This is a genomic window from Curtobacterium sp. MCBD17_003, assembly GCF_003234885.2.
Classification (GTDB): domain Bacteria; phylum Actinomycetota; class Actinomycetes; order Actinomycetales; family Microbacteriaceae; genus Curtobacterium.
The window spans coordinates 2,623,060-2,640,680 of sequence record NZ_CP126275.1 but is presented as its reverse complement, the minus strand read 5'-3'; the positions used below and the strand labels follow the sequence as shown (position 1 = coordinate 2,640,680).

General features: G+C 72.5%; 15 protein-coding genes. 9 read left to right on the top strand and 6 right to left on the bottom strand.

The window, feature by feature from the left end; genetic code table 11:
• Window positions 1–93: 93 nt before the first annotated feature.
• Window positions 94–2,349 carry a hypothetical protein gene (locus tag DEI88_RS12420; RefSeq protein WP_111072733.1) on the bottom strand — a complete coding sequence of 752 codons (2,256 nt, stop codon included), beginning with the start codon at window positions 2,347–2,349 and terminating at the stop codon, window positions 94–96.
• Between the two features lie 345 nt (window positions 2,350–2,694).
• On the opposite strand from DEI88_RS12420, the gene DEI88_RS12415 reads away from it, so the two are divergent.
• On the top strand, window positions 2,695–3,276 hold the full coding sequence (locus tag DEI88_RS12415; RefSeq protein WP_111072732.1) for a LemA family protein: 582 nt from the start codon (window positions 2,695–2,697) through the stop codon (window positions 3,274–3,276).
• Window positions 3,277–3,288: 12 nt separating this feature from the next.
• On the opposite strand, the gene DEI88_RS12410 is transcribed toward DEI88_RS12415, so the two are convergent.
• A complete protein-coding gene (locus DEI88_RS12410; protein WP_111072731.1) occupies window positions 3,289–4,548 on the bottom strand; it encodes a winged helix-turn-helix domain-containing protein in 1,260 nt (419 codons plus the stop codon).
• Window positions 4,549–4,663: 115 nt separating this feature from the next.
• Between DEI88_RS12410 and DEI88_RS12405 the strand changes: the two genes are divergently transcribed.
• Both DEI88_RS12405 and ilvA read left to right on the top strand, forming a co-directional pair.
• Window positions 4,664–6,019, top strand: coding sequence for an AI-2E family transporter (locus DEI88_RS12405; protein ID WP_258372015.1), 1,356 nt, complete (start codon window positions 4,664–4,666; stop codon window positions 6,017–6,019).
• A gap of 57 nt (window positions 6,020–6,076) precedes the next feature.
• Window positions 6,077–7,321 (top strand): threonine ammonia-lyase, encoded by a 1,245-nt coding sequence (ilvA, locus tag DEI88_RS12400; RefSeq protein WP_111072730.1) that lies wholly within the window; start codon window positions 6,077–6,079, stop codon window positions 7,319–7,321.
• A gap of 196 nt (window positions 7,322–7,517) precedes the next feature.
• On the opposite strand, the gene greA is transcribed toward ilvA, so the two are convergent.
• A complete protein-coding gene (gene greA, locus DEI88_RS12395; protein WP_111010902.1) occupies window positions 7,518–8,006 on the bottom strand; it encodes a transcription elongation factor GreA in 489 nt (162 codons plus the stop codon).
• Window positions 8,007–8,077: 71 nt separating this feature from the next.
• Window positions 8,078–8,527, bottom strand: coding sequence for a DUF4307 domain-containing protein (locus DEI88_RS12390; RefSeq protein ID WP_111072729.1), 450 nt, complete (start codon window positions 8,525–8,527; stop codon window positions 8,078–8,080).
• A gap of 96 nt (window positions 8,528–8,623) precedes the next feature.
• On the opposite strand from DEI88_RS12390, the gene mca reads away from it, so the two are divergent.
• Window positions 8,624–9,508 (top strand): mycothiol conjugate amidase Mca, encoded by an 885-nt coding sequence (gene mca / locus DEI88_RS12385; protein WP_181434886.1) that lies wholly within the window; start codon window positions 8,624–8,626, stop codon window positions 9,506–9,508.
• Window positions 9,505–9,885, top strand: a complete 381-nt coding sequence (locus DEI88_RS12380) for a hypothetical protein (RefSeq protein WP_349775199.1) — start codon at window positions 9,505–9,507, stop codon at window positions 9,883–9,885. The genes mca and DEI88_RS12380 overlap by 4 nt, the downstream gene beginning before the upstream one ends.
• Before the next feature lie 20 nt (window positions 9,886–9,905).
• Here DEI88_RS12380 and trhA read toward each other — a convergent pair whose 3' ends face one another.
• Window positions 9,906–10,631, bottom strand: coding sequence for a PAQR family membrane homeostasis protein TrhA (gene trhA / locus DEI88_RS12375; RefSeq protein WP_111072728.1), 726 nt, complete (start codon window positions 10,629–10,631; stop codon window positions 9,906–9,908).
• Window positions 10,632–10,710: 79 nt separating this feature from the next.
• Between trhA and DEI88_RS12370 the strand changes: the two genes are divergently transcribed.
• The 4 genes from DEI88_RS12370 (at window position 10,711) to phoH2 (ending at window position 15,841) form a co-directional block, all read left to right on the top strand.
• On the top strand, window positions 10,711–11,490 hold the full coding sequence (locus tag DEI88_RS12370) for an isoprenyl transferase (RefSeq protein WP_111010899.1): 780 nt from the start codon (window positions 10,711–10,713) through the stop codon (window positions 11,488–11,490).
• Between the two features lie 211 nt (window positions 11,491–11,701).
• The gene (locus tag DEI88_RS12365; protein ID WP_111072727.1) at window positions 11,702–12,811 is read left to right on the top strand and encodes an aminotransferase class V-fold PLP-dependent enzyme; all 1,110 of its coding nucleotides are present in this window, start codon (window positions 11,702–11,704) and stop codon (window positions 12,809–12,811) included.
• A gap of 146 nt (window positions 12,812–12,957) precedes the next feature.
• On the top strand, window positions 12,958–14,178 hold the full coding sequence (locus DEI88_RS12360; RefSeq protein WP_502866970.1) for an IS30 family transposase: 1,221 nt from the start codon (window positions 12,958–12,960) through the stop codon (window positions 14,176–14,178).
• Between the two features lie 370 nt (window positions 14,179–14,548).
• A complete protein-coding gene (phoH2, locus tag DEI88_RS12355) occupies window positions 14,549–15,841 on the top strand; it encodes an RNA 5'-3' helicase PhoH2 (RefSeq protein WP_258374937.1) in 1,293 nt (430 codons plus the stop codon).
• A gap of 253 nt (window positions 15,842–16,094) precedes the next feature.
• On the opposite strand, the gene DEI88_RS12350 is transcribed toward phoH2, so the two are convergent.
• Entirely contained in the window at window positions 16,095–17,531 is a 1,437-nt protein-coding gene (locus tag DEI88_RS12350; protein ID WP_111036521.1) for a class II fumarate hydratase, read from the bottom strand.
• Between the last annotated feature and the right edge of the window lie 90 nt (window positions 17,532–17,621).

Genomic DNA, 17,621 nt, shown 5'->3' with positions numbered 1-17,621 from the left:
GGCGCGTCGGCGGGCTCCGGCGCACCGTCCGTCAGCGTATCGCGGGGGACCGCCGGGGCGGGTCGATCCGCGGACGGCCGGTCGGGCCTCCCGTCAGTCGCGCAGGGCGGGCTCGACGACGCGGGTCCAGGTCCAGACGGCGACCGCCACTGCGGCGCAGCCGCCCATGGTGACCCCGACGGTCGCGAGGGACAGGTGCGTGCCGGTCGAGCCCGAGTACACGGCCACCGCGAGCGCCACGGGGACGGTCGCGACGGCGGCGTAGCGCGCGCGGGACGTCGCCCACAGTGCGGCGCCGGCCGACCCGGCGACGGGGAGGAGCGTGGTCACGACCGACCCGAGGCCGCCGACGCAGAGGGTGGTGGCGAACTCGGACAGGAACTGGTGCCAGAACCCGGCTCCGGCGCTGACGCTGCACAGGAGCCAGCCGATCGCCGCGAGCGCGAGGAGCGCGCCCGTCTGCACGGTCGCGCTCCTCACGCTCGCCCCGTCGGTGCCCAGGGCGACGACCCTGCGCGGGAGTCGGACGTGCCGGTGCGGGAGCGGATCGCGTCCACCGACGCCGACCGAGGGGACGATGAGCACGCCCAGCAGCACCGCGGGTGCGAGGTGCGCGCTCCGGGTGAGGAGGCACGCGACGAGCGCCGCGACCACGAGGGCCGGGGAGACCCGGACGACGACGGCGTCGCGGGACGGTCCCGCGCTCCATCGTGCGGCGACCACCACGGCGACCGCGAGCACGGCGGTCCCGAGGACGACCGCGATCGCGAGGCGGGCGTAGCGCGGCTCCGCGGCGATGCCGGTCGCGAACAGCGTCAGCAGGCTGGCGACGCCGGCCGACACGGACGCCGCGGCCCACGTCGGGAGCGCCCCCGCGCCCTCGGCGGTCGGGGCGACGGGGCGGTTCCGCCCGGTCAACCGTGCGAGACGCCACCGGAACCGGCCGCGGGTGGACCGGGCGAGCAGGGTGAGCGGCACCGCGACGAGCACGAGGAACGCGGCGACCCCGACGAGCACCAGCACGAGGGTCCGCAGCGAGACGCTCGCCGGGATGCTCGGCACGTGTGCGTCGTAGGCGGTCGCCGCCGTCCAACCGTCGTCGGGTCGGGCGCCCGCACCGCCACCGCCGGTACCGCTCGCGTCGTCGCCGGTCGCGCCACCGGGTCCGCCGCCCGTACCGGACCCGCCCGTACCGGACCCGGATCCGCCGGACCCGGGGCCACCACGGACCGAACCGCCCGGGAGGCCCGGTTCGGCCCGTCCCGTCGCGTGCGGTGACGAGGGCGCCGCGCCGGACGTGCCGCCCCCGTCGCCGCCGGACGACGTCGGACCGCCGCTCGGTGCGTCGGTCAGGGCGCCCCCGACGACCACCGCGCGCCCGGCCGACACCGGCGAGAGGTTCCCCGCCGCGTCGCGCTGCCCCGCCGCGAAGCTGCGTGTGCCGTCCGGGATGCTCGATCCGGCCGTGGTGCACGACCAGCGGGTCGCGGCGACCGCGCTCTGGCACACCGGATTGCCGTCGACGTACACCGTGACCGTGTCGCCGGTCTCGCCGGTGCCCGCGACGGTGATCGGCTGCGCCCGGACGTGCGTGCCGACCGCGGGACGCGTGAGGACCGGGGCGACGGGCGCGGTGCGGTCGACGCTGACGGCCACCGGTGACGACGACGTGCTGCGCACGGTCGCGGCGAACCCCAGCGCCGGATCCGCGGCCTGGGTCGCCGTCATCGTCCAGGTCCCCGTCGTCAGGGCGTCGGGCCCGGCGGACCAGGAGACGTACCAGGACCCGTCGGAGGCGATCGTGGCCGTTCGGGAGGCGCTCCCGGCGTCCACCGTCACCCGCGCTCCGGGGTACCCCGTGCCGGTCACGCCCCCGGTCGTCGGGCCCGTCGCCCTGACGACCGGCGGTGTCAGGACGTCGACGGGTGCGGCGTCGTCGGGCGCCAGGTCGTCGTGCGTCGTGTCGAGGACGGTGAAGACCTGACGGGGCCCGGAGCGGACCGGTCCGGTGCACGCCCACGTCCCGTCGCCGGTCACGGTGGTCGAGCAGACCGACGCCGTGGGCGTGCTCGGGTCGGCGACGCGCACGCGGTCGTCCGGGGTCCCGCGGCCCGTGAACCGGCCGGCTCCGGTGGTGATGGCCGACTGGTCGTCGATCGACGGTGCGGCCGGCGTCGGAGCGGTCGGGCTCGCCGAGGCGGCCGGCGCCACCTGCTGTGCGCCCGCCGGCTGGGTCGGCACGGCCCGGGGCATGGTGGTGGTGATCGGAGCACGTGCCGTCGCGTCGGGCGAGGCGGCGCGTGCGGGAGCCGCCGCGGCGAGCAGGGCCACGACGACGGCGAGCGGCACCGTGGTGGCGAATGCGACCCGTCGCCCCCGCAGGGCGCGTCGGCGCCGAGCGGGCGGTCGACGGACGACCGGCCACCCGACGGCCCCCCGGCCCGCTCGTGTTCCCTGATCCACTGCCCCCCATTCGAGGTCACCCGCGGGCCGACGTCAACCACTCGCTCGGCTCGGCGGATCCAGCCGATGCGAAATCGTGACGAAGGCTCCACGCGCCCGGGAACCAGCCGAACGGTGCGCGGGAATCAGCCGAGAGCCAGTACCCCGGCGGCCGAGCGCTCCTGGTGCCGCCCGTATAGTCGATACGGACACATGTGCCTGCGTGTCCGTCGCGGAGAAGGAGTACTCGCCATGGACACCGGTCTCGTCACGACGCTCATCGTCGTCGGAGTGGTCGTCGTCGTGCTGGTGGTCGTCGGCATCGCCGTCTGGGTCACCTCGAGGTCGCTCGTGGCCCTGAAGGGCCGGGTCGACCAGGCGTGGAGCGAGATCGAGACGCAGTTCCACCGGCGGGCCGAGCTCGTCCCGACGATCGTCGACACCGTCCGGGGGTACGCCACCCACGAGAACGGTCTGTTCGAGACCGTGACGCAGGCCCGGGCCGAGACGCTGAGCGCGGGCGACGCCGCGGCTGCGTCGGAGGCCGAGGGACACATGCAGAAGGCACTCAAGCGCGTGTTCTCCATCGCCGAGGGCTACCCGCAGCTGCAGTCGAGCCAGGCGTTCCTGCAGCTGCAGTCGGAACTCGTCGCGACCGAGGACAAGATCCAATCGGCGCGCCGCTACTACAACGGCAGCGTCCGCGAGCTCAACACGAAGATCCGCGTGTTCCCGGGCTCCGCCGTCGCGCGGAACCGCGGGTACCGCGAGGCAGCGTTCTTCGAGACCGCGGAGCCCGCCGCGATCGCCGAACCCCCGCGCGTGCAGTTCTGACGGGTGCGGTCGTCAGGGGCCGTCCGGCGAGGGGTCCGCGGCCTCGGCGTCGTCCGCGGCCTCGTGCGGCACGAGCGGCACACCGAGGGCGTCCGCGAGCCGCGCTGCCGCTGTTCCCCGGTCGGTGACCGCCACGGCGTCGAGTCCCTGCCAGTCCGCGGTACGGAGCAGCAGTGCGCCGAGACGCCCGGGATCGAGGTGTCGGCCGGGTTCCTCCCATGCCGTCCGGACGCGGAGGACACCGTGCTGGCGGTCGCTCTTGAGGTCGACCCGGCCCACGACCTGGTCGTCCTGCAGGACCGGTAACACGTAGTAGCCGTACACGCGCTTCGGGGCCGGTGTGTAGATCTCGATCCGGTAGTGGAACCCGAAGACGCGCTCGGCGCGCGGCCGGAACCAGACGACGGGGTCGAACGGGCTGAGCACGGCGTCGGCCTCGACACGGCGGGGGACCGTGGCGTCGGCGTGCATCCACGCCGGGCGGCCCCAGCCCTCGACCTCGACGGGCACGACGACCCCGGCGTCCTCGAGGTCGCGCAGCGCCGACCGCGTCCGGTCCGACCGGAGGCGGTGGTAGTCCGCGACGTCCGCGAGCGTCCCGACGCCGGAGGCCCGGATCGAGCGCTCGACGAGGGTGCGGACGGCGTCGGTCTCGTCCGGGATCGTGTCGAGCACCTCGGCCGACAGCACCTGGTCCGGCAGGCCGTACACGCGCTCGAAGCCGCTCCGCCCGGCGCTCACGACGTCGCCCCAGCGGAACAGGTGCTCGAACCCCCGCTTGACGTCGCTCCAGCCCCACCACGGTCCTCGCCGCACGTTGCTCTCGTGCTCCACCGCGCTCGCGGGCAGGGGCCCCTCGGCGCGGAGCACGGCGAGGAGTTCCCGGAGGAGTGGCGCGTGGGTGGCCGCGAAGCCGTCGGGGTCCGCGTGGTCCCGTGCACGCCGCGTGTCCATCGCCCACCGGAACAGCGGCCAGCTCGCGCGGGGGATGAACGCGGCCTCGTGCGCCCAGTACTCCAGGTGGGCGGCGCCCCTCGTCATCGTCATGCGGTCGAGGAGGGCCTTGTCGTACGCACCGAGGCGGGCGAAGACGGGGAGGTAGTGGCTCCGCTCGAACACGTTCACGGAGTCGATCTGCAGGAGCCCCAGCCGCTCGACGAGGGCGCGGATGGTCCGGCTCGACACCGCGCCCTCCGGGACCGCGCGGCCGATGCCCTGCGCCCCGAGCGCGACGCGTCGTGCCTGGGCGGCGGAGAGTGCGGTCCGGACCATGCCCGCAACGCTACCGGCGGCCTCCGACGTGCCCGCCGCCTCCCGGTCGTCCGGAACGCGCGCATCGTATTCCGGGATCGGAACACGAACGGGCACGCGCTCATACACTGGCGCAATGGCATGGGGCAAGAAGAAGCAACCGGACGCCCGGACGACGCGGCCGGCACCAGCGCTGTCGCGCCCCGCGGGTCGCGAGCAGGCGCGGACAGGTCGAGAGCAGGTCCCGTCGCGACGGCACCCGGCGTCGGTCGTCGAGGACAACGTCCCCGTCGGCATGCAGATCGCCGGTGCGTTCAGCTGGCGGATCCTCGTCGTCGTGGGCGTGATCGCGCTCTTCATCTGGCTGATGACGCTGTTCAGCGAGATCCTCATCCCGTTCCTCGTCGGCATCGTGATCGCGGCGTTCCTCATCCCGATCTCGAACTGGATGCAGCGGCACCACGTGCCCAAGTGGGCGGCGATCGTCATCAGCCTGATCGGCGGGCTCGCCGCGGTCGCCGCACTGCTCTGGCTCGTCGTGAGCCAGATCGTCTCGTCCTACCCGTCCCTCAAGAAGCAGACGCTGTCGCAGTTCGACAACATCAAGGACCTGATCGCGGGCGCGGGCCTCGGCGTGACGCAGAAGGACATCTCGGGCTACCTCGACCAGGGCACGAACTGGCTCCAGGCGCACTCGAGTTCGATCCTGTCGGGCGTCGCGAGCGCCGGATCGAGCCTGACGCACGTCGCCGAGGGCCTGTTCGTCATCCTGTTCACGGTGATCTTCCTGCTCATCGACGGCAAGAACGTCTGGCGCTGGTCGGTTCGGGTGTTCCCGATCAAGGCCCGCGCGGCGGTCGACGGCGCGGGCGTCGCCGGCTGGATCACGCTCTCGAGCTTCGTGCGCGTGCAGATCTTCGTCGCGTTCGCGGACGCGGTGGGCATCGGGTTCGGCTCCTGGTTCGTCGGCCTGTTCTTCGGCGGGCTGCCGCTCGTCATCCCGATCGCCGTGTTCGTGTTCCTCGGGGCGTTCGTGCCCGTGGTCGGCGCGATCGTCACCGGCTTCCTCGCGGTCTTCGTCGCGCTCATCTTCAACGGCCCCGTCGCAGCTTTGCTCGTCATCGGCGTCGTCCTGCTCGTGCAGCAGATCGAGGGCCACATCCTCCAGCCGCTCGTCATGGGCAACGCGGTCAAGGTGCACCCGCTCGCGGTCGTGCTCGGCGTCACGGCGTTCTCCGGTCTGGCCGGCATCGCCGGCGCGTTCTTCGCCGTGCCGCTCATCGCCGTGCTCAACTCGATGGTCACGACCGTCGCGCAGGGGCGCTGGAAGTACATGGACTCCGACCACGTGCGCGACGCCAAGCCCGAGCACGGCACCACGGTCATCCCGCGGTCGCGGTGGCACCGGCACAAGATCGGCGACGACGTGCCGGCACCGGGCAGTGACAAGCAGCCGACCGCCAACAAGGGCACCGCGGTCGACGTCGAGTGAGTCGTCCCGCGACGGCGACCCGTCGCGGGACGTGCGCCGACACGCGATGATGGTCCGGTGACGATCCCCAGCACCGTGCCGCAGGTCCCGACCCTCGACGACGTCGAGGCCGCACGGGTGATCGTCGAAGGCGTGGCGCGCGTCACCCCGATGGAGACATCGCAGTTCCTCGGCGAGATCCTCGGCTCGGCCGTGCACCTCAAGTGCGAGAACCTGCAGCGCACCGGTGCGTACAAGATCCGTGGTGCGTACAACCGGCTCGCGGCGCTCGACGCCGACGAGCGCCGGCGCGGCGTCGTCGCCGCGAGCGCCGGCAACCACGCGCAGGGGGTCGCCCTGGCGGCCCGTGAGCTCGGCGTGCCGGCGACGATCTTCATGCCCGTCGGCGTCGCGCTCCCGAAGCTGCAGGCGACCCGGCAGTACGGCGCCGACACGGTCCTCCACGGCCACAGCGTCGAGGAGGCCCTGGCCGCTGCCCAGGAGTTCGCCATCCGGACCGGCGCGGTGTTCATCCCGCCGTTCGACCACCCGGACATCATCGCCGGGCAGGGCACCGTCGGCCTCGAGATCGTCGACCAGGTGCCGGACGTCGACACGGTCGTGGTGCCGATCGGCGGCGGGGGCCTGGTCTCCGGTGTCGCGCTCGCGGTCAAGGGCGTCGCCCGGCAGCAGGGCCGGTCGATCCGGGTCGTCGGCGTCCAGTCCGCGAACACGGCCTCGTACCCGGTGTCGATCCAGGCGGGTGCGCCGACCACCATCACGACCACCCCGACCATCGCCGACGGGATCGCGGTCGCCCGACCCGGCGAGCTCAACTTCCCGCTCGTCCGCGACCTGGTCGACGAGATCGTCACCGTCGCCGACGACGACGTCGCCCGGGCGCTCCTCGTGCTGCTCGAACGCGCCAAGCTCGTCGTCGAGCCGGCCGGCGCGGTGGGTGTGGCGGCGATCATGGCCGGGACCATCCGCGACTCCGGTAGGACCGTGGTGGTGCTGAGCGGTGGCAACATCGACCCGCTCATGATGGAGCGCGTGATCACGCGCGGTCTCGTCGCGGCGCAGCGCTACGTGGCGATCCGGATCATGCTCCCGGACCGCCCGGGGCAGCTCGCCCTCGTGTCGCAGGTGATCTCGGACGCCGGTGCGAACGTCGTCGAGGTCCTGCACACGCGGCACGGGCAGGGGCTCGAGATCACCGAGGTCGCGCTCGAGCTGAGCATCGAGGCCCGGGGGCCCGAGCACGCGGCCGAGGTCACGGAGCGCCTGCGCGAGGCCGGGTTCCGTCCACTCGTCCGCCATTGACGACGGTCGGGAGGGCCGGTGCGGGCCGGTCCCGCCCCGCCCGCCCGCCTGCCCCCATCCCGCGGGATCGCATCCGTCGCCGCTCTGGAGGCGCCAGAGCGGCAACGAGTGCGATCTCGCGGGAGGAGATGCGGGGACGTCGAACGCCCCCGTCGGCGGAGCGACGGGGGCGTTCGACGTGGATCGGGGGAGCCGCCTACGGCTCGTACCGCTCGACCTTCTGCACCGTGACGGCGATCTCCCTGCCGTTCGGCGCGGTGTAGCTCGTCGCGTCGCCCGCACGGAGCCCCATGATCGAGGCGCCGACCGGGCTCGACGGGCTGTAGACCGTGAGGTCGGCGCCGTCGGCGACGATCTCACGGTTGCCGACGAGGAACGTCGAGTCGTCACCCGCGATCGTGGCCGTGACGACCGTGCCGGGCTCGACCGTGCCGTCGAAGTCGGCCTCGCCGACCGTGGCGTGCTTGAGGAGCTCGGTGAGCTGACGGATGCGGGCCTCGATCTTGCCCTGCTCGTCCTTCGCGGCGTGGTAGCCGCCGTTCTCCTTGAGGTCGCCCTCCTCGCGCGCGGCCTCGATGCGCTGCGCGATCTCGGTGCGAGCGGGGCCGCGCAGCTGCTCGAGCTCCGCCTGGAGACGGTCGTGCGCCTCCTGGGTCAGCCAGGTGACCTGGGTGTCGTTGCTCATGGGTGTTCCCTTCGGCCGAAAAAAAGGAGACCGGCCGGAGGGGCCGGTCTCGCTTGGCGAATCAGAGCAGACTAAGGGATCCAGCAGGTGTTGATCAAGCCGGTGACACCGCGGGAACTCGTCTTGACGACCGTGTCGATCGAGGTCGTGCGCTGGGTGCTCGCCGGCAGGTCGACGACCTTCCACCCGACGATGGTGAACGACTTGTCGAGCACCTGCACGGCGCAGTCGACGCGGTTGCCGGGGTCGACGGACACCTGGGAGTGCACGAGCGTCGCACGGTCCGACTGCACGTGGTACCCGACGTCCTCGGAGTCGAGGCCGTGGTCGGTCTGGCCGGGACCGGCCCAGATGACCCAGACCGTGAACACGACCACGATGACGATCGCCGCGGCGACCGCGATGAGGACGGACCGTCGGCGTCGCCCCGGGGTGCGACCGTAGCGGTCGTCGAGGGCGGCTGCAGTCGATCCCTGTGCGGATCCGAGGCCTGGCGTGGGGGTGTGCGAAGCGGACAGCATGGACTCCTGGAACGATTATCCTCGTCCCAGGGTAGTTCACCCGGCCCCTCGCGGGGTTCGCCCGCCCGGCCAGCGCCGGCAGCATCGAGGAGTGTCGTGCCCCTGCGTCTCATCGCGGTCCATGCCCATCCCGACGACGAGTCGAGCAAGGGAGCCGCGACGTACGCCAAGTACGTGGCGGAGGGCGCTCAGGTCCTCGTCGTCTCGTGCACGGGTGGTGAGGCGGGCGACATCCTCAACGAGCAGCTCCCGGAACCCGCGCGCAGCCGGGCGCACCGCGACATGGCCGGACACCGACGGACGGAGATGGCGGCGGCCCAGGCGGCCCTCGGGATCGACCACGTCTGGCTCGGCTACCACGACTCGGGGCTCCCCGACGCCGAGAAGGGCGAGACGGTGCGGCCGGGGACCTTCGCGACCGTCCCGATCACGACGAGCGCAGCGGTCCTCGTCCGGATCGTGCGGCGCTTCCGTCCGCACGTCATGATCGCGTACGACGAGAACGGCGGCTACCCGCACCCGGACCACATCCGGTCGCACGAGATCGCGATGGAGGCCTGGCGCACGTCCGGCGACCCGACCGCCTACCCCGAGGCGGGCGCCCCGTGGACCATCGACAAGCTCTACTACGAGCGCACGTTCAACCCGGATCGGTTCCGCGCGATGTACGCGGCGATGGCCGAACGCGACCCGGACGCGCCGGAGCTCGCCGAGATGGCGACGTTCCTCGAGCGGTTCGAGGGGCGCGAGGACCTGTCGACCTCCCATGTCCACGTGGCCGAGCACCTGGCCGCGCGTGACGCCGCGCTGCGGGCCCACGCCAGCCAGGTGCCCACCGACAGCCGTTTCTTCTTCTGGCCCCCGGACGTCGTCGCCGCCATCTGGCCGACCGAGGACTTCCAGCTCGTCGAGTCCCGTGTGCCGACGACGCTGCCGGAGACCGACCTGTTCGCGGGGATCGACGAGGAGTCCGCCCGATGAGCGCCACCGTCCTGACCGGGGCCCTCGTGCTCGCGGCCGCCACGTCACCGACCACGCCCGCCTCCACCGTCCCCGACGTCGACGTCACGCCCGGTGTGTGGGGGTTCGTCGCCATCGCGCTCGTCGCGGTCGCGACGATCGCGCTCGTCGTCGACATGACCCGGCGCATCCGCCGGACCCGGTACCGGTCGGAGATCCGGGAACGGCTCGAGGCCGAGGCCCGCGGCGAGCTCCCGGGCGAGGACGCCGACGGCGTCGGGGACCTCGACGGCCGCGGCGGTCAGGACGTCCGCCGGGGCCCGGGAGGCCGCGCTGACGTCCGCGGGACCGGTGACGGCGGACGCGCGGACGTCGGGGACGACACCGAGCGCGGCTGAAGCCGCCGGCCGGATCGCGGTCAGCGCACCGGATGGAGCGCGACGACGAGCACGCCCGCCCACTGCGCGACGAACGCCACGACGGTCAAGGCGTGGAACACCTCGTGGAACCCGAAGACGCGGGGCGCGGGGTCGGGTCGCTTGAACCCGTACACGGCCGCGCCGAGCACGTACGCCAGCCCGCCCGTCAGGACGAGGACCATCATCGCCGTGTCGGCGGCGAACAGCTGCGGCAGGTAGAACAGCGCGGAGCACCCGAGCAGGACGTACAGCGGCACGTAGAGCCAGCGCGGGGCTCCGACCCAGAACACCCGGAACGCCATCCCGAGGGCCGCGCCGCTCCACATCACGACGAGCAGCACGGTCGCGTCGCGGTCGCCGAGCGCACAGACCGCGACGGGCGTGTACGTGCCGGCGATGAGCAAGAAGATGTTCGTGTGGTCGATCCGCTTGAGGACGACCTTGACGCGTGGGCTCCACCGGAACCGGTGGTAGGTCGCCGAGACACCGAACAGCACGAGGGACGCCGCCGTGAACACGGCGCTCGCGGCCTTCGCCGCCGGGGTCGCAGCCAGGCAGACGAGCACGATGCCGAGCGCGGCCGCGACGGGGAACGCCCCGAGGTGGATCCAGCCACGCCAGGCGGGTGGCGGGACCGGCGCCGACGCGACCGACGCGTCCTGGGCCTCCTCGGCTTCCTCGACGAACGGCACGTGCGGGAGCGCGTCCGGGCTGGGATCGGTCATGGTCCAACGGTAGGCGACCCGGCTGTCGTGCGTGCCTCGGCCGGATCCCGGGTGCAGGTCCGTGCACTAGCGTTGTCGCGTGAGCGCCAGGGCGGGATGGACAGGGCGAGGCCTGGTCTACCGCGCCTACCAGCGCCGCATCCGCGCGCAGATCGCCGCGACCCCACGTCACGTCGCGATGATCGTCGACGGCAACCGCCGATGGGCGAAACAGCTCGGACTCGAGACGGCCGCGCACGGCCACCGGGCCGGAGCCGCGAAGATCCCGGAGTTCCTCGGTTGGTGCGACGACCTCGGCGTCCAGGTCGTGACGCTGTACCTGCTGTCCGCCGACAACCTGACGGGGCGGCACTCGGACGAGCTCCGCCAACTCACCGGGATCATCGCCGAACTCGCCGCGAACCTGGCGGCCCATCCAACGTGGCGGGTGCAGCACGTCGGGTCGAACGAGGGACTGCCGCCGGAACTCGTCCGCGCGCTCGAGGGTGCCGAGGCCGAGACCGCCGAGCACACGGGGCTGCACGTCAACCTCGCCGTCGGGTACGGCGGCCGGCGCGAGATCGCGGACGCCATGCGCAGCATCGTCCGGGCGCACGGTGCGGGCGGCGGGACGCTCGACGACCTCGCCGAGGTGCTGACGCCCGAGCTCATCGGCGACCACCTCTACACGCAGGGACAGCCCGACCCGGACCTCGTCATCAGGACGTCGGGCGAACAGCGTCTGTCCGACTTCATGCTCTGGCAGAGCGCACACAGCGAGTTCTACTTCGTCGAGGCGTTCTACCCGGACCTGCGCGAGGTCGACTTCCTCCGCGCGGTGCGGGACTTCGGGCGGCGGTCGCGCCGGTTCGGCGGCTGACGGCTGCGGGCCTCCCGACCGCGGTCCGGCCGGATCGCGTCGGCCCGGCCACGGTCCTCCCGGCCCTGCGGGACCGCCGGTGCGTGCGCTCCGCGGCTCCGGTGCAGCGGCACCAGCGCGTTCTCGGTACACTCACAGCGCTCGCGTCCATGAGGACGCATCGACCGGGGATGGGGACGGTCGGCGGACCAGAACCAGGAGACCACCGGACGTGACCACCATCGACGAGTACGCCGCCGGGTTCCAGGAGGAGCCGGGGTACCTCGACCACGCGGCGTTCGGCCCGGTCCAGACCGCGGTGCTCGAGGAGCAGCGCGTGCTCGGCACCATCCAGGAGCACGTCCGCTTCGGCGCCATGGAGGTGCTCGACGAACAGGACGCGCGGGTGCGCACCGTCGCCGCGCGCCTGGTTCGCCGCCGCGACGACCAGGTCGTCTCGCAGACCGCGACGACGCCCGGACTCCTGCACACCGCGTTCGGCTTGACCGGCGGTGTCCTCGTCGCCGCGGACGAGTACCCGTCGTTGCCGCTCGCACTCGCGAGCGCCGCCGCCGCCACGGGGCGCGTGCAGCCCCTCGTCATCGAGTCCGGCGCCGGGTGGATGACGCCGGACCTCATCGCCGCGCGCCTCAGCGACGACGTCGCCGCGGTCGCGCTCAGCCTCGTCGACTGGCGGACGGGGTACCGAGCCGACCTCGCGGCGATCCGCGACGTGATCGGGGACCGCCTGCTCATCGTCGACGCGATCCAGGGCTTCGGTGCCGTCGACGAGCCGTACGAGGTCGCGGACGTCATCGCCACCGGTGGCCAGAAGTGGTTGCACGCCGGCTGGGGGACCGGGTTCGTGTCGTTCAGCGACCGCGCGCTCGAGCGGCTGCAGCCCGCGCTCTCCGGGCCCGCAGGCACCGTCGGTGAGCCCGGCGAGGTCCCGACCGTCGCGCCGGGCGCCGCCGCGTACCAGATGACGCGCATCGACCCGGTCGCGCAGGCGCGGCTCGCGGTCTCCCTCGAGTCCCTGTCCGGCGTCGGTGTCGCCGCGGTCGAGGCCGCCGTCGCCGAGCGGGCCGAGCGGGTGTTCGACCTGGCGGACGAGTTCGGCGTCGTCGTCGAGTCCTCGCGCGACCGCCGCGAGCGCGCGGGCATCGTCGTGCTCCGGCCCGCACCCGAGCGGTTGACCGCGCTCGCCGCGTCGCTCCACAACCACGGCGTGACCGCGACGACCCGCGCCGGGACGCTGCGCGTGTCGGTCTTCGTCTCGACGACCAACGAGACCCTGGCGATGCTGCGGGACGCGCTCGTGTCCTTCGCGACGATGGTCTGACCCGCTCCGGCGTCCGGCGTCCAGCGTCCGGCGTCCGGCGTCCGGCGTCCGGCCCGGCCCCGAACCTCCGCGATATCGCAGTAGGTGTCGTTCTCGCGCCGGCGGTTTCAGCTGGTGAGTGCAACGCCTGAGGTTCGGGAGTTGTCGTGGCAACGCATGCGTCGTTGGTGGTTCGGGCGTCCGCGGTCGGGTCGCTGATCGATGGGGAGTCGGCAGGGTCGGTTGCGGGACGGTTCGGTGTGCCGCTGCGGACGGTCACGACGTGGGCGATGCTTGCGGGCGTGGAGCTACAGCGAGGTCCTGATGGTGGCGCGGTCCGAGTTCGTCAGCTCGTCCCGGGTGGGGTGGGTCATGGTCGGCGGCTTTCGCGGATGGACCGGGTCCGGATCGAGATCGGGCTCGGCCAGGGACTGTCGATGCGAGCGATCGCGGCGCTGATCGGCGTGTCAGCATCGACCGTCTCGCGAGAGGTGCGTCGGAGCCGGAGCGTGTATCGGTCCCGGTGGCACTACGACGCCGCGATTGGGGAGCATCTCGCTGGGCAACGCCGCCGTCGGCCGCGGCAGCGGCTGCTGGACGCCCGGCCCGAGCTGCGGGAGGCGGTCGTGGTGCAGCTGAACGATCGCCACTCCCCGCAGCAGGTCGCTGGCCGGCTGCGGGACGTGTTTCCGGGGCGCGAGGATATGCAGGTGTCGCACGAGACGATCTACCAGGCCTTGTATCTCCAGGGCCGTGGTGCGCTCCGGCACGAACTCACGGTCGAGAAAGCACTCCGCTCGGGTCGGACCGGTCGGTTGCCGCAATCGAAACTACCCAGGCGCAGTAGCAGGCCCTGGCTTGAGGGCGCGCGGTTGTCCGAGCGGCCCGCGGTCGTGGAGGACCGCGCGATCCCGGGGCACTGGGAAGGGGACCTGGTTGTCGGACCCCGGAACTCCGGGATCATCACCCTCGTCGAGCGCAGCACCCGGTTCGCGCTCCTGGGTCGGCTTCCCGGGAGCCGGGACTCCGACACCGTCATCGACCGGCTTGCCGCGATGGTCGCGACGCTTCCCGAGCAGCTGCGCCGTTCCGTGACCTGGGACCAGGGCACCGAGATGGCCAAGCACGCGAGGTTCACCGTCGCGACCGCGGTCCCAGTGTTCTTCTGCGACCCCCACTCGCCCTGGCAGCGGGGCAGCAACGAGAACCTCAACGGCCTGCTCCGGGTGGATTACTTCCCCAAGGGCACCGACTTCAACACCGTCACCGACACCGAGCTCCAAGCCGTACAAGACCAACTCAACCGCCGACCCCGCCAGACATTGCGCTTCCGCACCCCCGCCGAGAAACTCGACGAGTACATCCAACGCGTTGCACTGACCGCCTGAGACCGCCGCCGTCACAACGACAACGACTGCGATCTCGCGGAATGGCACGGGCCGGGCCGGGCCGGCCCGGGCCGGGCCGGGCTGGGGCAGGAGTGACGAGCGTTCACGCCCTCGTAACCCGGAGCCGCCGCGTGTCCCGGGGAGCGTGTCGGTGGGCGGACGTAGATTCGCGACATCGGGCATCGTGCCCGGTCGAAGCGGCCACCGGCGGAGCTTCGAGACCGCGTCGTGGCCGTTCCGAGGACAAGGACCGGGTCGAACGCGGCCCGGGGATGGAGTGGTCGTGACCTCTCAGAACACCTCGCGTGGAACGTCCTCGACAGCGGGGGCCGCACCCCGCTCGGGACGGGCCGCCGATGCGTCCGCCGGTATCGCGCAACGGACCTACGTGCTCGACACGTCCGTCCTGCTCAGCGATCCGCGCGCCCTGTTCCGGTTCGACGAGCACGCCGTCGTGCTGCCGGTCGTCGTGGTGAGCGAGCTCGAGTCGAAGCGGAACGACCCCGAGATCGGGTACTTCGCTCGGCAGGCCCTGCGGATCCTCGACGAGCTCCGCATCGAGCACGAGCGCCTCGACTTCCCCGTCGCGGTCGGCGAGGGCGGTTCGCTCCGCGTCGAGCTCAACCACTCCAACATGACCGTGCTGCCGTCGGGGCTGCAGCTCGGCGACAACGACTCCCGGATCCTCGCGGTCGCCATGAACCTGGCGAACGACGGCCTCGACGTCGTCGTCGTGTCGAAGGACCTCCCACTCCGCGTCAAGGCGGCGTCGATCGGCCTGCCGGCCGAGGAGTACCGCGCGGAACTCGCGGTCGACAGCGGCTACACGGGCGTCACGACGCTCGAGATCTCGGGCGACCAGATGGCGGGCCTCTACGAGCACGAGGAGGTCCGCTCCGCCAGCCTCGACGGCGTGCCGGTCAACACGGGCGTGGTGATCCACTCGGAGCGCGGGTCGGCACTCGGACGCGTGCACACGCCGGGCGCGGTGGCGCTCGTCCGCGGTGACCGCGAGGTCTTCGGCCTCCGCGGCCGGTCGGCGGAACAGCGCCTCGCGATCGACGCCCTGCTCGACCCCGAGATCGGGATCGTGTCCCTGGGCGGCAGCGCCGGCACCGGCAAGTCGGCGCTCGCGCTGTGCGCCGGTCTGGAGGCGGTGCTCGAGCGGCAGCAGCACAAGAAGGTCATGGTCTTCCGCCCCTTGTACGCGGTGGGTGGCCAGGAGCTCGGCTACCTGCCGGGCGACGCCGCCGAGAAGATGAACCCGTGGGCGCAGGCCGTGTTCGACACACTCGGTGCCCTCGTGTCGGACAACGTCCTCGAGGAGGTCCAGGAGCGCGGGATGCTCGAGGTCCTGCCCCTGACCCACATCCGCGGGCGTTCCCTGCACGACGCGTTCGTGATCGTCGACGAGGCCCAGTCCCTCGAGCGCAACGTGCTGCTCACGATGCTGTCCCGGATCGGGCAGAACTCGCGCGTGGTCCTGACCCACGACGTCGCGCAGCGCGACAACCTGCGCGTCGGTCGGCACGACGGCGTCGCCTCCGTCATCGAGCGGCTCAAGGGCCACCCGTTGTTCGCGCACGTCACGCTGACGCGGTCCGAACGGTCGGCCATCGCGGCGCTCGTCACCGAGATGCTCGACTCGCCCGAGCTGGCGTAGCGCCGAGCCGGCGGAGCGCCGAGCTGGCGGAGCGTCCGACTGCTCCTCCACACCGGCGCCGCCGACACGTCTCTCCACAGATCCGGGAGGGACGGGTCGGCGGCGTCGGTCGTCCCGCCATGCTGGATCCGTACACGCCGCGGGTCGGTTCCGGCTCTGGGGACGGCCTCCGCCGGCTCGCGGCGTGTGCAGCCCGGGCGGCCTCCGGTGGGGGAGTCGAGGTCGCCCGGGTCCCCGTCCGGTCCGAGCTGGGTCAGTTCGGGTGCGTCATGCTCAGCACGTCGAGCGCGCTGTCGAGCTGCTCCTCGGTGACCTCGCCCCGCTCGACGAACCCGAGGGCGACGACGGCCTCGCGCACGGTGATCGATTCGGCGACGGCGTACTTGGCGACCTTCGCGGCGGCTTCGTACCCGATCACCCGGTTCAGGGGTGTGACGATGGACGGGGACGACTCGGCGAACCCGCGGGCTCGGTCGAGGTCGGCCTCGAGCCCGACGATGGTCTTGTCGGCGAGCGCACGCGTGCTGTTCGTCAGGAGCCGGATGGACTCGAGCAGCGCGGTGCCCATGACCGGGATCGCCACGTTGAGCTCGAACGCGCCGGAGGCTCCGGCCCAGGCCACGGTGGCGTCGTTGCCGATGACGCGCGCGGCGACCATGAGCGTGGCCTCGGGGATCACCGGGTTGACCTTGCCGGGCATGATCGACGATCCGGGCTGCAGGTCCGGGATCCGGAGCTCCCCGAGCCCGGTGTTCGGACCCGACCCCATCCACCGCAGGTCGTTGTTGATCTTCGTCAGGCTCACGGCGAGCACCCGGAGCGCGCCCGATGCCTCGACGAGGCCGTCACGAGCGCCCTGCGCCTCGAAGTGGTCGGCCGCCTCGGTGATCGGCAGGCCGGTGTCGGATGCGAGCTGCTCGATGACGCGCTGCGGGAACCCCGCGGGGGTGTTGATCCCGGTGCCGACCGCGGTGCCGCCGAGGGGGACCTCGGCCACCCGCGGCAGGGTCGCCTGCACGCGCTCGATCCCGAGTCGGATCTGCCGGGCGTACCCGCCGAACTCCTGCCCGAGCGTCACCGGGGTGGCGTCCATGAGGTGCGTCCGGCCGCTCTTCACGGCCGTCGCCCACAGCGCCGCCTTGTCCTCGAGTGCGGAAGCCAGGTGGTCGAGCGCGGGGACCAGGTCGTGGATGAGCGCCGCGGTCACCGCGATGTGCACCGATGTCGGGAAGACGTCGTTCGAGGACTGCGACGCGTTGACGTGGTCGTTCGGGTGCACCGCGGTCCCCGAGGCGTCCGACGCGAGCGTCGCGAGGACCTCGTTCATGTTCATGTTCGACGACGTGCCGCTGCCGGTCTGGTAGACGTCCACGGGGAACTGGTCGTGGTGCTCGCCGCCGATGACCCGGTCGGCTGCCGCCACGATCGCCTCGGCGACGTCCGGCCCGACGACCCCGAGCTGCCCGTTGACGATCGCCGCCGCGCGCTTGATGCGGGCCAGGGCGACGATCTGGGCCGGCTCGAGGCCGCTGCCCGAGATCGGGAAGTTCTCGACCGCCCGCTGGGTCTGTGCGCGGTACAGGGCCGAGGCCGGTACACGGACCTCGCCCATCGTGTCGTGCTCGATGCGGTAGTCGCCGCTGTCCGCCGTGCTGCCGTCGGCGGATGGGGAGGTCGTGGTGTCGGTCACGTCGTCGTGGTCCTTCCTGTGGTGCCGGTCCCCGGCGGTCGGCCGGTCGGCTGCGGTGCCGAGTGCGGCGATTCGCGCCGGTCGACGGAG